The 14,997-nt window shown below is 49.5% G+C and carries 12 protein-coding genes; 4 read left to right on the forward strand and 8 right to left on the reverse strand.

The genetic code is table 11. The annotated features are described in order from the left end of the window. Positions 1-370 precede the first annotated feature (370 nt). The 4 genes from ACJHVI_RS03430 to ACJHVI_RS03445 all read left to right on the forward strand — a co-directional run bounded on the left by ACJHVI_RS03430 (position 371) and on the right by ACJHVI_RS03445 (position 5,052). Positions 371-3,595, forward strand: a complete 3,225-nt coding sequence (locus ACJHVI_RS03430) for a GA-like domain-containing protein (protein ID WP_483183223.1) — start codon at positions 371-373, stop codon at positions 3,593-3,595. A 318-nt stretch (positions 3,596-3,913) separates the two neighbouring features. After that, a complete protein-coding gene (locus ACJHVI_RS03435; RefSeq protein WP_483183224.1) occupies positions 3,914-4,216 on the forward strand; it encodes an IS630 transposase-related protein in 303 nt (100 codons plus the stop codon). Between the two features lie 23 nt (positions 4,217-4,239). Continuing rightward, on the forward strand, positions 4,240-4,422 hold the full coding sequence (locus ACJHVI_RS03440; RefSeq protein ID WP_483183225.1) for a hypothetical protein: 183 nt from the start codon (positions 4,240-4,242) through the stop codon (positions 4,420-4,422). A gap of 60 nt (positions 4,423-4,482) precedes the next feature. Beyond that, on the forward strand, positions 4,483-5,052 hold the full coding sequence (locus tag ACJHVI_RS03445; protein WP_483183226.1) for a superoxide dismutase family protein: 570 nt from the start codon (positions 4,483-4,485) through the stop codon (positions 5,050-5,052). A 70-nt stretch (positions 5,053-5,122) separates the two neighbouring features. Here ACJHVI_RS03445 and ACJHVI_RS03450 read toward each other — a convergent pair whose 3' ends face one another. The 8 genes from ACJHVI_RS03450 to deoC form a co-directional block, all read right to left on the reverse strand. Beyond that, entirely contained in the window at positions 5,123-6,691 is a 1,569-nt protein-coding gene (locus tag ACJHVI_RS03450; protein ID WP_483183227.1) for a DUF945 family protein, read from the reverse strand. A gap of 103 nt (positions 6,692-6,794) precedes the next feature. Beyond that, complete coding sequence (gene mutS, locus ACJHVI_RS03455; protein ID WP_483183228.1) at positions 6,795-9,395, reverse strand: DNA mismatch repair protein MutS; 2,601 nt, start codon at positions 9,393-9,395, stop codon at positions 6,795-6,797. Positions 9,396-9,470: 75 nt separating this feature from the next. After that, complete coding sequence (locus ACJHVI_RS03460; RefSeq protein WP_483183229.1) at positions 9,471-9,929, reverse strand: DUF192 domain-containing protein; 459 nt, start codon at positions 9,927-9,929, stop codon at positions 9,471-9,473. A gap of 50 nt (positions 9,930-9,979) precedes the next feature. Further along, positions 9,980-10,939 carry a sugar-binding transcriptional regulator gene (locus tag ACJHVI_RS03465; RefSeq protein ID WP_483183230.1) on the reverse strand — a complete coding sequence of 320 codons (960 nt, stop codon included), beginning with the start codon at positions 10,937-10,939 and terminating at the stop codon, positions 9,980-9,982. A gap of 2 nt (positions 10,940-10,941) precedes the next feature. Then, on the reverse strand, positions 10,942-11,871 hold the full coding sequence (rbsK, locus tag ACJHVI_RS03470) for a ribokinase (RefSeq protein ID WP_483183231.1): 930 nt from the start codon (positions 11,869-11,871) through the stop codon (positions 10,942-10,944). A gap of 4 nt (positions 11,872-11,875) precedes the next feature. Further along, the gene (locus ACJHVI_RS03475; RefSeq protein ID WP_483183232.1) at positions 11,876-12,895 is read right to left on the reverse strand and encodes an aldose 1-epimerase family protein; all 1,020 of its coding nucleotides are present in this window, start codon (positions 12,893-12,895) and stop codon (positions 11,876-11,878) included. 12 nt (positions 12,896-12,907) lie between these two features. Then, positions 12,908-14,224, reverse strand: coding sequence for an L-fucose:H+ symporter permease (gene fucP / locus ACJHVI_RS03480; RefSeq protein WP_483183233.1), 1,317 nt, complete (start codon positions 14,222-14,224; stop codon positions 12,908-12,910). After that, positions 14,214-14,879 (reverse strand): deoxyribose-phosphate aldolase, encoded by a 666-nt coding sequence (gene deoC, locus ACJHVI_RS03485; RefSeq protein ID WP_483183234.1) that lies wholly within the window; start codon positions 14,877-14,879, stop codon positions 14,214-14,216. Before deoC ends, fucP begins: the two co-directional genes overlap by 11 nt. Between the last annotated feature and the right edge of the window lie 118 nt (positions 14,880-14,997).

Here is a 14,997-nt window from a genome sequence, read left to right on the forward strand (position 1 = left end):
TGTTAAATGCCGGTGAGAAATGGACAAGACCTATCAACAATTGGGGACAAACTATGATGCAGTTGTCTATCCATTTCCCCGGGCGCTTAGATAAGGTGATGAGCCTTTGATTGAACTGACACAGATTTCTGAACGCCCTCGCACATAATGCCATTTTTCTTAAAAACCCCAAAACAACCTAAATGCTTTGGGGTTTTGCAAAGATTTCAGTCTGTATGGATTAGTCTTTTGGGGATAATGCGGTAGATTAAGTTGCTTTTATTTTTGGAGGTTTTTCATTTTTGGGCTAGGATATGCTTTATTTGAAAGCGGGTTTTCTGCTTAAATTTCGGACGTTTTTTCATTTTCTCGGGGAACATTGGAGATCATCATGGCGGCAATTACTGTCAATATTCGCACGGGCTCATCAGTAGTCAATTCATTATCTATCACAATAAAAGTGGCTGCAGCTTCTGTGGTTCAGGCACAAAAAGGTATGCAATATGAATTGTTGGATCAAACGACAGGTTTGGCGCCAAAACATATCGTAACCATGCGTTCGGGTAATGATTTGCTGATTACATTTGAAGGTAGCGATGTGTCTCAGCCTGATTTGATTATCCGTGATTATTACGACCCTGCCGTATATTCATCGGAGAGCGCTATCATCGGACGCTTAGAAGACGGCAATTTTTATCCGTTTACGCCGGAAAGCGGACAGGTTAATGATTCTGTAAACTTATTAGCAGAACAAGTGGCAAAAACCCAGCAATTGACAACTATACAAAATCCTATGGTCGCTGCGAGTTTTAATCCTGCTTGGATTGCCGCGCCACTATTGGCTGGCGGCATTGCTCTTACCGTGAAAGATAAAAATGACAATGATAATGCAGTGTCAGATAGTCTACAAACACAAATTGCCACCGCTAAGGCGGCGGTTCAAGCTGCGCAAGCGGCACAAAATACGGCAGAAAAAGTGCTTTTAGATGCTCAGGCAGACGGATTAATCACAATGGCGGAAAGACAAGCCATTGAAAATGCAAATAAGGCACTTGTCGATGCAAGGCAAATAGCGGCAGATGCGGTGCGTAAATTGCCAAATGATGCAATAAACGGTGCGGACAGCAAAGACAGTTTGAGCGCACAAATTAATAAAATTGCTCCTGTCGCTTTGCCTGCGGTCAATGACGCTAACGATAATGGCATTAAGGATGCGGACGAAAGCGAAGCGGAAAAAATCCAAACAGCGCAAGAAGCGGTATTAGCCGTCGAACAAGCAGCAAAAGAAGCACAAGCAAAACTGACTGAAGTCAGTGCCGACAATCTGATTAATCCAAATGAAAAAGCGGCGGTAGAAGCAGCGAATGTCAAAGTTACAGAAGCCAAAGATAAAGCCCAAGCTGCGATAAATCTTCTAGCGGATAGCGCAGAGAAAACCGCCTTGCAAGAACGTGCAAATGCAGTCAAAACAGTAACTGTTCCTGCGGTCAATGACCAAGACGGCAACGGCAAAGACGACGCAGCAGAAGCGGCGGAAAAACTGCTGCAAACAGCAGAAACAGCAGTAGCTGCTGCCGAACAAGCGGCAAAAGAAGCACAAGCAAAACTGACTGAAGTCAGTACCGACAATCTGATTAATCCAAATGAAAAAGCGGCGGTAGAAGCAGCGAACGCTAAAGTTGCAACAGCTAAAGCGGAAGCACAAAAAGCAATAGATGCTCTAGCGGATAGCGCAGATAAAGCCATCTTGCAAGGACGTGCAAATGCAGTCGAAGCGGTAACTGTTCCTGCGGTCAATGATGCTAACAATAATGGTATTAAAGACAGTGAAGAGACCACCGCATCAACTAGAGTGGTCGGTGACAGTACTGGAGATGGGCAGGCTGATGAAGCTGGCAAACCAGTGATAGAGATTCTAGACAGCAAAGATGGAAGAATTCATAAAGAACATTTAGTGTCAGGGACTGAAGATCAAGCGCAGGTGAAGATTAGCTTCCCTGAGAATGCAGGTTATGCCGCCGGGCAAACAATTATAGTGACACGAGATACTACGGAAATTGTCAATCGCGCTTTAACTAAAGAAGAGGTAGAGAAAGGATTTTCTATTCCTTTCGAGCTGAGAGGTAAAGCTGAGGAAGGCATGATTAATAAGATTACTGTAAAAGTAATTGATGCCGATGGTAATGAATCACTGAAAAGCGAAGCCAAGACGACCGTGGATATTCATGTGCCGGGCGATAGCACAGGAGACGGTCAGCCTGATGAAGTCGGTAAGCCGAAAATTGAAATTCTGGATGGCGGTGATGGCTTAATTGAAAAATCAGATGTTACAAATGGAAAAGTGACTATTAGAATTAGATTGCCGAAAAATGCCGGTTATTCAGTCAGTGATAAGATTAAATTGACTGATGAAAATGGCAATCCATGGAAGGGAAAAGATGAATATGGCAGAAATAGACCTGTTCTTAATAAAAGCTTAACTTCTGAGGATTTAAAGAAAGATGTTATTGAAGTGCAATATGAAGCCTCAAAGGCTGATACAAAATATGTTTTTAAAGTAGAAGTTACTGATAGAGAAGGTAATAGTACCTATGCTCAAAGTGAGTCCGTGCGTTACACGCAAACATTAGATCCGAAGAATAGCGGTTTGCCTATTGTCGTTATTCAAGATGATATAGGCGAAACGAATAAAACGAGTATGGAAGGTAAGATTAGATCAACAGATCTGGAGAACGGCAAAGCTATTGCTAAGATCAGTTTCTCGCATATTGAAAAGTTGACAGACTATGATTATAAGGTGGGAGATAAAATAGTTGTCAAACATCATGGTGGTGCTGTTTTACTTGAAAAACAACTAAGCGAAGAAGATTTCAGAGACGGGCTTAAAGTTGAATTTACTCCGCATGAGAAAGGAGAAATCAATACGATAATTGCTGAAGTGACTGTTGATGATATTTCAGGCATGGGGTCATATGTCAGAATTGGGGTTGATAAATCCATGACTGATTATGGCCCTTCTAGCTTAAGCGACCCCGGTATGGGAAATCGTTTATCTGGGAAAGCCGTTTATCTGTCATATAGCGCCGATAAAAATAATGCTCTAGAAGATGATGCGCTAAGTATCGGCGAAAATTTTGATAATGCTGCTATTGATATGGGCAATAAACAGCATATGACCAGTTTTGAAGGCAATATCCTTGGCGGCTCACCGATTGACTCTAATTCAAAAAATCACAACGCAATGAGCTTAAATACATACGACAAGGCTGTTGATACTATTTTGCTTGGTGCAAAAGCGTTAAACGGCGAAACCCTTATAGGTAATGAAACTTCATTTAGCCGTTTGACCTCAGATAAAGCCTTAGCAGCTAATTCGGTTAATATAGATAAAGCAAAAATGATTGATTTGGCAGAGATGAGCGATAAGGATTTATCAGCTGAAGCAGATGATATGAATGCCATATCTTATACGGCATTGTTGAATAAAGGCAATGATGCGTTTGCTTTAGCTGAGTTTAAAGATAATTCCGGAGAAAATATCGCAAATTACCATGCTTACTCAAATAATGCAGATGGTAATATTTTGGATATTCAAACAGGTATTAATATTATATAAATCTATTAAAAGCTTAAAAAATAATCCGCCTCTAAGTAGGCGGATTTTTATAGGCGAGATAATCATGTATTTGCTTATGATATAGTCCAAGAGTTCAAAAAGAATCACAGTTTTGATTCACTTTACCGTACTCTCTATAGTCGAAGAATTGAAAAAGTATGACGGACTTGGCTCGTTTTGCAGTACGCTTTGTATTGTCTGCGGCTCGCCGTCTTGTATTATTGTCAATTCATGACAAAATTGCACGCCTAAAAATATCAAGCTTTACTATTGTGTGGATTATAGTCAAGGAATCCAAAAAAGGTTACACTAAAACTTATGGCATACTCAAAAGATTACAGACAAATGATATTAGATAAGCTGGCATCAGGTCATAGCTACAGAAAGCTTGTTGAAGAATATCGACTCAGCGCAACAAGCATTCAACGTTGGAAAAAAAGCATAGAACGCAAGAAGTACGAACGCAAACCGGCAAAAACCGATAATGAAGCTTTAATGGCTGACGTCCAAGCTTATCCTGATGACTATTGCTATGAACGGGCAAGACGCTTTAACTGTAGCGACAGAGCTATTGCCATAGCATTAAAACGTGTCGGCATTACTCGAAAAAAAAGACCTTAATTCTATCGTACCTCAACGTCAGAATGAGATTCTTCCTGTGTAGCGACGGTTTGACAGACGGTATTTCGGCAGCAGATTTGCCGCTTCTCTGGCAGGAGCATGAGACGCTGTTGGATAAACTGGAGGCATTGCGTCTAGCGGTAAGAAACAGCAGATTGAATCCGCATTTTGACGATTGTTCGGTGGTCTGCGTGATGCTGTCTTAGATTGTCGCACGGCGGCATAAGGCGGTAGAATGGCGGCTCATTTCAAATAGGAGGACAGCGATGAAAAAATGTGTTTTAACAGGTGCATTATTGGCGGGATTGGCGGCGCAGGCGGAAAGCGTCATGCCTACTGCCATGCTGCGCGAAGATATTATCGTGCCGATGGCTTTATTGGACGTGGAAAACGGCAATAAGATCGTCGGCGAAGTGCGCATCAGCTACAACAGTTACGGCGCACTTTTCCATGCCGAGATTGAAGGGCTGCCGCAGGGGATTTACGGTTTCCATGTGCATGAAAATCCTAGTTGCGAAGCGGCGGAGAAAGACGGCAAGATGGTGGCGGGTTTGGCTGCCGGCGGCCATTGGGACCCCCAAAATACCGGCGCGCATTTAGGCCCTTGGAATAATGGCGGACATTTGGGCGATTTGCCGGCTTTGGCGGTGGATGCCGAGGGCAAGGCGCAGCCTGTGCTTGCGCCGCGCATTGAGGATATTGCGGATTTATACGGACATTCTTTGATGATTTATGCCGGCGGCGATAATTACAGCGATCATCCTGAGCCTTTAGGCGGCGGCGGTGCACGCAAATATTGCGGCGTGATTGCAGAGCCGACAGATAAGTCTGAATAAAACTCAGCAATTAAGAGGGCATAAAAAAACGGGCGTATTGCCCGTTTTTTGTTTGACCAGAATTTTCCGATTACAGCGGAAGTGCCTGTCCATTAAGCATGGCTTTGCCGTTTTTGAGGCTAAAGTCCAGCACATAATGTCCGTCTTCTTTTTTCACGAAGTCTCCGACTTGTGCTTCCATCATTGCTGCCATGCCGGTGGCTTGCGGAATGGTTTCAGGCACGCGTACAAGGGCTTCGATGTCGAAATGTTGCAAAAATGCTTCGTCGCTCATGCTGCTGCGGTTTTTATGACCACCGTTATCGGCGGCAGCGGCAACGGCTTTGATGTCGATTTTCACGGTTGCTGTGCCGGCTTCCGTCTCCACGGCGGCATTGAGGTGCAGTTCGGTTTTGTTTTGCGCGGCATTGTCTATCAGGCTTTGCAGGAAGGCTTCGTTAATGATGCTGTCGTCATAGCCGGCGGCTTGCAGTTTCTCTAAGGCATCGGCGCTGATGTTGTTGAAGTCCATCGTCAGGGTGCTTTTATTGATTTTCACGCCTGAGATACCGGCGAGGTCTTTCAGGAAATCGGTAATCGGTTCAATGCCGGTGCGGATTTGCACATTGTACAAATCGCTGTTTTTCACGGTATTGGTGCCGAGATAAGCCTGTTTGAATTCAAAAGTGTGCGTCTCGTCGGAGGTGATTTTGATGTCGTTCAAACGATAGTCGATTTTGCCGAGATATTGGGAGAATTGCGGGTCGAAGCTGAGTTTTTCGCCGAGTATTTCCGTATTGCCGATGTGCAGCGTGACGCCGTCAGGTGCCGTAAAATGAATGGCGCCGCTTTTGAAGTTCATATCGCCGTTGGCGCTGATGTTGCCGCTGCCGCTAATCGGCTCCAGTTTAATCTGCTCGACGCCGTTTTCTACAAAGCGCAATACGCCGGATTGCAGTTGGATGTCCGCAGGGTAAACAGGATTGTCTTTCAAATCTTCCTGCAGGAAGGTGATGGTGTAGTTCAGACCTTCATAATGGAATTCTTTGCCGTCTTTCACAAGCTCAACCGGCTTGATGCCGATTTTTTGTTCGACTTTATTGTCGGCAAATAAAACGGTATCGAGTTCCAGATAGTCTAGGATTTTTGCTATACGTGCACTTTCTTCATCGCCGAGTTCGAGGCGGGCTTTTAAGGCGTCATCCACAATGAATGTGCTGGTGATTTTCGCCACAATGCCTTGCTCGGCGAGCGCATCCGAGTGGTCGATGCTGTTTTTAGCGCTAATTGTTATCGGCGTGCTCAGGCTTTCTTCTTCCGCAATGATGGCATCGCCGAATTCAATCGTGATGCTTGAGTCGGCGCTGGAGCTTTGTTCGCCGCGTTGGTAGTTGAGAAATTCGCTTTTCAAGCTTTTGAAGACAGGGTTGGCTTTACCGAGGTTGGTTGCCAGTATTTGATTAGTGCGGGCATTGAGGTCTTTGAAGCGGCTTTCTGCGGCTTCGGCTTGGGCGGCGCCGGTTAAGGCTTTAACGGCGGCTTTTTGTTCTTGCTGTACGGCAGGCGTGTTGCTGCCGCTGTTGTTACTGTCGTTTTTGCTGCTGTTGTCGCAGGCGCTGAGGGCGGCGATGAGCGCGGCGCAAAGTAGGGTTTTTTTCATTGGTTTTCCTTAATAAAAAATGCCGCAAGCGGCGAAAATGTTTCTCAATGTCTGTGCTCTTGAGAAAAACAATAACTCGCGCTTAGCTTAGCAGATTGTTTTGCTAAGGCAAGCGGATTTGATTGCTGTTTGCCAAATATTCACGCAGGAGGTAGAGCAGTTCGTGGGCGGCTTTGGGGCTGAGGTTGTCGGGGTTGGTGGCTTGCAGTTTGTCGATGACGCATTGTACGGCTTCGGGGATTTCGGCAGGTTCGGGCGTTTCAGGGCTGCTAAAGAGTTGTCCCTGCATTAAGCTGCGCTTGGCGCGTTCGCGCTCGCCTTCCAATTGTCTGAGTTTGCTGCGCGCTTGGTGCAAAACGCTGCTGGGTACGCCCGCCAGCCGTGCCACTTGTATGCCGTAGCTTTTGCTTGCCGCGCCGTTTTGCACTTGATGTAAAAAGGCGATGTTGTCTTGTTCTTCAATCGCGCTGAGGTGGATGTTGTGGATGTTGCGGTGTTCTTCGGCTAATGCGGTGAGCTCGAAATAGTGGGTGGCAAAGAGGCAGAGGGCGTGATTGTGGCAGGCAAGATGCAGGGCGCTTGCCCATGCCAGCGAGAGTCCGTCGAATGTGCCGGTGCCGCGCCCGATTTCGTCCATGATGACGAGACTGTAGGCATCGGCATTGTTGAGGATATTGGCGGTTTCGCTCATTTCGACCATGAAGGTGGAACGTCCGCCGGCCAAATCGTCGCTGGCGCCGATGCGGCTGAAGATGCGTTCGATGCGTCCGATGACGGCGGATTGCGCCGGAACGAATGCACCTGCGCAGGCAAGCAGCGTAATCAGTGCGGTTTGGCGCATGTAGGTGCTTTTACCGCCCATGTTAGGACCGGTCAGCATGAGTAATTGGCGGCGTGCGTTGAGCGCGGTGTCATTGGCGATAAAGGGCGCGTCGCTGAGGATTTCCACCACGGGATGTCGTCCTGCTTTAATCGTTAGGGCGGCTTCTTCGACAAATTCCGGACGGCAATAGTGTTGTTCGGCGGCAATTTCGGCAAAGCCGCCGAGGCAGTCGATTTCGGCTAGGGCTTGGGCGAGGCGGTAGTGCGCTTCACGTTGTCGGTCGAGTTCGGCAAGCAGGGCGGCGTATAGGGTTTTTTCCAATTGCAGGGCTTGTTCGCGGGCGTTTAAGACGCGGTCTTCCAAGGTTTTGAGTTCGTCTGTGATGTAGCGTTCGCTGTTTTTCAGGGTTTGGCGGCGAATCCAGTGGGCGGGAGCAAGGGCGGCTTGGCTGCGCGGAATGTCGATGTAAAAGCCGTGGACGCGGTTAAAACCGAGTTTGAGCGTGTTGATGCCGCTTTTTTCCCGTTCGGCGATTTCCATGTCCGCCAAAATGCTTTCGCTGTGGGTGGTGAGATGATTGAGTTCGTCTAATTCGGCACTGAAGCCGGGGGCGAAGATGCCGCCGTCTTTAAGCGTCAGCGGCGGTGTTTCGACCAATGCCTGTTGCAGTTTTGCGGCGCTGTCTGCGTGTTGCAGCAGTTGCTGATGATGGGCTTGCAATAGGGCGCTGCTGCTTAGGGCAGGCTGGATGTGCTCGGCGATGGCAGGCAGTTGCAGGAGGGTGTCGCGCAGATGGGCGAGTTCGCGCGGTCTTGCACTGCCCATGGCGATACGCGTGGTGATGCGTTCGATGTCGGCGCTGTGTTTGAGTTGTTTGCGCAGGTTTTCGCGTGATTGCTGCATCAGGGCTTCGACGGCGTCGTGGCGGGCGATAAGCGGTGCGCGTTCGGTTAAGGGCTGATTCAGCCAGCGTTTGAAGGTGCGGATGCCGGCGGCGCTTTGGCAGCGGTTGAGTACGCCGATAAGGCTGCGTTTGCTGTCGCCGCTTAAGGTGTATTCGATTTCCAGATTGCGTCTGGTGGTGGCATCAATCAGGATATGGCGGCGGTCTTGCTGTTTTTGTGGCGGATTGAGCGGCGGCAGGCTTTGTTTGTGGGTGTCGTGCAAATATTGCAGCAGACAACCGGCGGCAGGCAGGGCGGGGTCGCTCGCCTGTAAACCGAAGCCGTCCAGATTTTGCAGCTGATAATGCGCGAGCATAAGACGCAGGGCGCTGTCGGCGTCAAAATACCAGTCGGGCTGGCGTTGCAGGCGCGCCAAATGCGCCTGCTGCGGCAGGCGGCTGCGTTCTTCAATCAGGATTTCCGCAGGGCGCAGACGTTCCAGTTCGCTCAACAGCGCGGCTTCGTCCAGTGTGTCGCTGAGGTAAAAATCGCCGCGCGTAATATCGGCGGCGGCATAGTAATAAGCACCGCTTTTAGGCTCTTGAACGATGGCAAGCAGGGTATTGTCGCGACTGTCGTCCAACAGAGCTTCGTCGGTTAAAGTGCCGGGGGTAATGATGCGGGTTACGGCGCGTTCTACCGGCCCATTGCTCTGCGCAGGGTCGCCGATTTGCTCGCAAATCACCGCCGATACGCCGAGTTTGACCAATTTGGCGAGATAGTTTTCCAAGGCATGCACCGGCACGCCCGCCATGGGAATCGGTTCGCCGCCGCTTTTGCCGCGTGCGGTCAGCGTGATGCCGAGCAGGCGGCTGGCTTCTTTGGCGTCTTCGTAAAACAGTTCGTAAAAATCGCCCATGCGATAAAGCAGCAGGGTATGCGGAAAGTCTTTTTTAATGCCAAGATATTGCTGCATCATCGGGGTGTGGTCGCTCATGACAGTCCTTAAAAACGCTGAAGGGATAAGCGCGGCATTGTATAAGAATGCCGGCGTATGAGGCAAAGGCGCTTTTTAGCGCGGCTTGAGATGTTCGGGCAGAGAGAGAATGCGGATGTGCCCGCCGATCCAGCTGTTACTGCGGGTTTCTAATACATACAGCGCTTTGCCGAAAGAGGGATAGGTGGGACAGGGCTGATGCAGGCAGGGTTGGGCATGGGGATAGCGGACGAGCAAGACGCCTTGAGCATCGTAAAAGCGGATGTCGAGCGCGGTAATGGTGTTTTTCATCCAAAATGAGGTGTCATTAGGTCGCGGAAACAGAAAGAGCATACCTTGCCAAGGCGCCAGCCAAGGGCGGTGCATCAGACCGCGGTTGCGGGAGGGGGTGTCGGCGGCAATGGCGACCTGCCATATACGCTCGGCTTCATCAATGATGAGTGCTTGAGGCGGTTGCGCAATCAGGCTTCGGAAACAGCCGAGCAGTATCGTCAGCAGTATGACGGCGCCTCGGTATGGTAGGAAAGTTGGCATAAATGAACCTGTCAAATGTGGGGACGGCATTATAGTGCAATGCCTGCGGATTAGTTGTGCTGCATGATGTGGCGGGCGGTGTGTTCGTCGCTGACCAGTCGGTTGGCGTAGCCGTATTTGAGGGTGGTGTGTATGGCGGCGGCTTTGTGGCTGCCGCCGGCAATGAGCAGGCGTTCTTCTTTGTGGCGTAGGTCGGGCAGTCGGATGCCGATGGTGCGGTTATTGAGGTCGGGGAGACAGATTTGTCCTTCGCGATTGACAAAGCGGGCGCAGATGCTGCCGACGGCATGTTGCATCAGGTGGGCGATTTCCGTATCGCTGAAGAGTCCCGAGCTGAAGAGGGGACTGTCGGCTTCGGCGGCGCCGACGGTAAAGACGGCGATGCGGCATTGTTTGCCGCTTTCCAGCACACGGCGGATCGGGTTTTCTTTTTCCATCAGGTTTTTGGTGTGCAATTGGTCGAATACGCAGGGCAGATTGAGGGTTTCGCCTTCGGCTTGAAAGGCTTGGCAGATGTGGTGGATGCTTTGGGCTTCGTTGAGGTTTTGCTGCATTTGGGTGTCGCTGCCGCGCAGTTGCACGACTTTGACCTGTTTGCGGTTTTGTCTGACGAGGGCTTTTGCCATGGCTTGTATGGTGTTGCTCCATTCAATGCCGATGCAGTCGCCGTCGCGCACCAGTTTTTCCAGCATGCGGGCGGCGGCTTTGCCGAGTTCTTGGCGCAGGCGGTCGAGGTCGTGTTCCGGCGGGCTGGGAATTAGGCAGACTTCGTCTAATCGGTAGCGTTCTTGAAGGCGTTCGGCGAGTTCGTCCGTGTGTTCGCGCGGGTCGCAGATGCGGATTTGCACGAAGCCGAGGTCTTGCGCATGTTGCAGGAGTTTGGCGATGGTGGGGCGCGACAGCCCCATAATGGCGGCAATCTCCTGCTGCGATTTGCCGCTTTGGTAGTAGAGTTTGGCGACATCCAAGGATTGGATGTCGCGTTTGCTGAGAGAATGCTCTTTAGCCATGCTCAGACGATGGTGGCTAATGCGGGATAGTCGGCAACAAAGGCGGCGCGCTCGTGGTAGGAGCTTTGCGTGCCTAGGCGGGTGACGGAGTCCGCAGCATAGTGGTTGGCGGCTTCGATGGCTTGCGCAATATCGCCCGTTTTCACATAAACATGGGAAAAGCAGCCGATAAAGGCGTCGCCTGCGCCGGTGCTGTCCTGCGCTTTGACCGTGACGGCGGCAAAGCGCCGTTCTTGACCTTGTTCATTCAACCATAAAGCGCCTTTTGAACCTAAGGTAACAATGACGTTTTTCACCCCTGCCTGTTGCAAGGCATGAGCGGCGTTTTTAATGTCGTCTTCATTATCGACTGGCATGCCTGTGAGCAAAGAAAGTTCGGTTTCATTCGGCACAATAAATTCGCAGCTTTTCACTTTTTCTAGCACCAAATCGGGTTGTGCAGGCGCAGGATTAAGCAGCACAGGAATATTATGCTGTTTGCCGAATTCAATGGCGTAATACACCGTTTCTGTGGGGATTTCTAATTGCAAAACAATCAGTTTGCATTTGAGAATGTCTTGTTTCGCCGCTTCAATATCGGCAGGGCTTAATAAATTATTCGCCCCTTTGACGATAATGATGGAATTATGCGATTCAGGGTCGACAAAAATAGGTGCCACACCGCTGGAGGCTTCGCTTTTTAAGATATAGCGGCTGTCGATGCCGTGTTTGCGAAAATTTTCAATGGTATTGTCGGCAAAAACGTCATTGCCGACGCGGGTCAGCATCAAGACTTTCGCGCCTAATTTGGCGGCGGCAATAGCCTGATTGGCGCCTTTCCCACCGCAGCCCATTTTAAAATCAGGGGCTTCAATGGTTTCCCCTTCCGCTGGCATACGGGTGATGTAGGAAATCAAATCCACCATATTTGAACCAATAACAGCAATATCCATTCTTTTACTCCTTAATTCCAGTATTGACGGTGAAGCGGCGGCTTTCGCCTGCGGCTAACCATTGCAAGGTGCCTGCCGCTTCAGCGGCTTTGTAGCCTTCAGGTCGTGCCGTTGCAGGTAGCACAAATGCCGCGACTTTTTGGTCAGGATTGTGCAAAATCCAGCGTGTGGCGTGTGGGAATTCCCGGCTGGAAAAGCGCGTGCTAAAGGCAGCGCCATTGTCGGGATGCTGCAATTCAAATTCCATCATCTCGCCGTATTGCGGCAGATTGTCGGCGAAATAGACGATTTCCGGATCGTAGCATTGCGTTTTGTCCAGCACATTGGCATCAATGCCGCCTTGCAAAATGGCTTCGTTGAAGGCTTGCCATTCAGGGGTCGGATGCACGTGCGCCGGAATGCTGCGGCGCAATTGCAGGGCGGTGTCGGGAATGTTTTGTCGCATGACGGCCTTATCGATATAGGCGTAGTTCATATGGCACATATAAATCAGAGGCATTTTTTGATAGGCAGAGAGGTTTTCTACCTGCATATTGATGTCAAAGCGCGCGCAGTCGGCGGCAAGACTGACGGAGGGACTGGCGCGATAGTGGTGTCCGAAACCGCGTACATATTCATATTCGCTGACAAGCTCGATGCGCTCGCCGTCGATACATAAATAGGCGCAGTCCATTGTCGCGCAAGGAAATTCTCCATGCAGCGGATGGCTGTCTTCGGGGGCAGGGCAGCCGCCGCTTAACAAGCCGGAATGGAAGGCGAAACAGCCGTAAGTATCGACGATTTCCTGAGCGTGCTGCGGTTTATCAAACATATTGCCCATGCGCAGAGAATGTCCGTCAAAGACCGCATCCCAAATCATTTGTCCCATAAAGGGCAGGATTTCGATGTGGCCGCGTGAATTGCGAATGGTTAAGCTGGCAATGTCTTGCGGGTAACGTTTTGTGCTGACAGAAAATTTTTCCGATTGCACAATGATTTGTTCTTGTGTTTTGAAGAGTTCCGGATACAGGTGCAAACGATACATGATTCACTCCTTTTAATTCAAAGCAGAACGGCTGAGGCGGTATTCTTGGTAAAAATATAGCCCTACCGCGATAAAACACAGCAAAGATACGGCAAATGCCAATTGCATTGAGCCTAAGCTGTCGGAAACAAAACCTTGAACCACCGGCACGACCGCACCGCCGATAATCGACATCACGATAACCGCGCCGCCGGTTTCCGTATGGCGTTTGTCGCTGATGGCATCCAAAGAGCGGGCGTAAATGGTTGCCCAGCAAGGTCCGAACATAGCGGAGACAAAAATCGCTGCCCATACGGCGCTCATATTAGGCACGCAAATCACATAGAGCAAAGCCAAAGAACCTAAGAGAGAATAGCTCATTAAGACTTTGTCTTCGTTGAATTTGGTCATCAGAATATTGGCGAGGAATTTGCCGAGGAAAAAGCCGACAAAAGCCCACACCATATAATTGGACGCCACACGTTCATTCAGGCTGCTGTCGATTTGCAATGCCAATCGAATGGTAAAGGACCATACCGCCGTCTGCATGCCCACATAAAGGAATTGCGTCAGAATGCCGCGTTTAAAGCGGCGGTTGCCGGCGAGATAGCTTAAGGTTTCGCTGATGCTGGCTTTGGATTCATGCGCTTCATGATCCAAGGGTTTGCAACGCGGAAACTGCGTAATCGCCACCACCACCAACAACAGCAGCAAGACCATGATGATAAATTGATAAGGCTGCAAAGTGCGTTGCAACATCTCGGCGGCAAATTGGCGCTGCGCCTCGCCTTCTAAAGCCTCCATTTGTTTGTGCAGGGCATCGCCGTCAGTGAAGATCAGATATTTGCCGAGCAAAATGCCGCAGATAGAGCCGATGGGATAGAAGGTTTGCGAGATATTGAGGCGCAAAGTGGCTTTTTCTTTGGGGCCGATCATGGAAGAGTAGGTGTTGCAAGAGGTTTCCAAGAAAGACAAGCCCACCGCGATGGCAAATAAAGCCGCTAAGAAAACGGAATAAGTCGCCATATGCGAGGCGGGGAAAAAGAGCATGCAACCGCCGATATAGCAACTTAAGCCGATTAAAATGCTGAGTTTATAGCTCCATTTGCGAATTACCCGACTGGCGGGAATGGCGAGCAAGAAATATCCGCCGTAAAAAGCGCTTTGCACAAAAGCGGAAGCAAAATCCGATAGGGTAAAAATCGATTTGAACTGCGTAATCAAAATATCGTTCAAACTCGCGGCAATACCCCACATCGGAAAACAAATTGATAATAAAATATATTGAAACAATGGGGTGCGATTGAGATAGCCGTCCGGCAATTGCTCAACATTAGCTCTAATAATCATGACCTGTTCCTCCTTCTCCGCCTAATAATGCGACGCCGGCAGATGCGCCGATGCGGTTTGCGCCCGCTGCAACCATTGCCGCGAAATCTTCTGCGCTGCGAATGCCGCCGGAGGCTTTAACGCCGATGTCCGCGCCCACGCATTCACGCATCAATTTCACTGCTTCGACAGTGGCGCCGCCGCTGGAAAAGCCTGTGGAGGTTTTGACGAAATCGACTTTCGCCGCCACTGCCGCTTGGCAGGCGAGACGGATTTCTTCTTCGCTGAGCAGGCAGGTTTCTAAAATGACTTTTACCAATGCGCCTTTGGCGGCTTGCACGACGGCTTTCATATCCGCTTCTACGCCCGCCCAATCGCCGGCTTTTGCCAAGCCGATATTCATGACCATATCGACTTCGTCCGCGCCGTTTTTGACGGCTTCTTCCGTTTCAAAGGCTTTGAGGCTGCTGGTGTTCGCGCCCAAAGGAAAGCCGATGACCGTGCAGACTTTCACATCGCTGCCTTGCAGGCATTGTTTGGCAAAGCTGACCCAAAAGGGATTGACGCAGACGGAACAAAAATCATGTTGCAGGGCTTCTTGGCATAATTGCTCGATTTGGGCTTGAGTGGCTTTGGCTGCCAGCAGGGTGTGGTCGATAAATTTGCTTTTGCTCATAATTTTCTCCAGATAAAACGTGTGCTTAGGGTTGATTTTTACATATGTAAAAGAGTAGTCTTAAACATATGTAAAAAATATAAACCGCCGCAGGATTTTTCGCAAGCGCTTTGATAAA

The organism is Suttonella sp. (assembly GCF_056855035.1).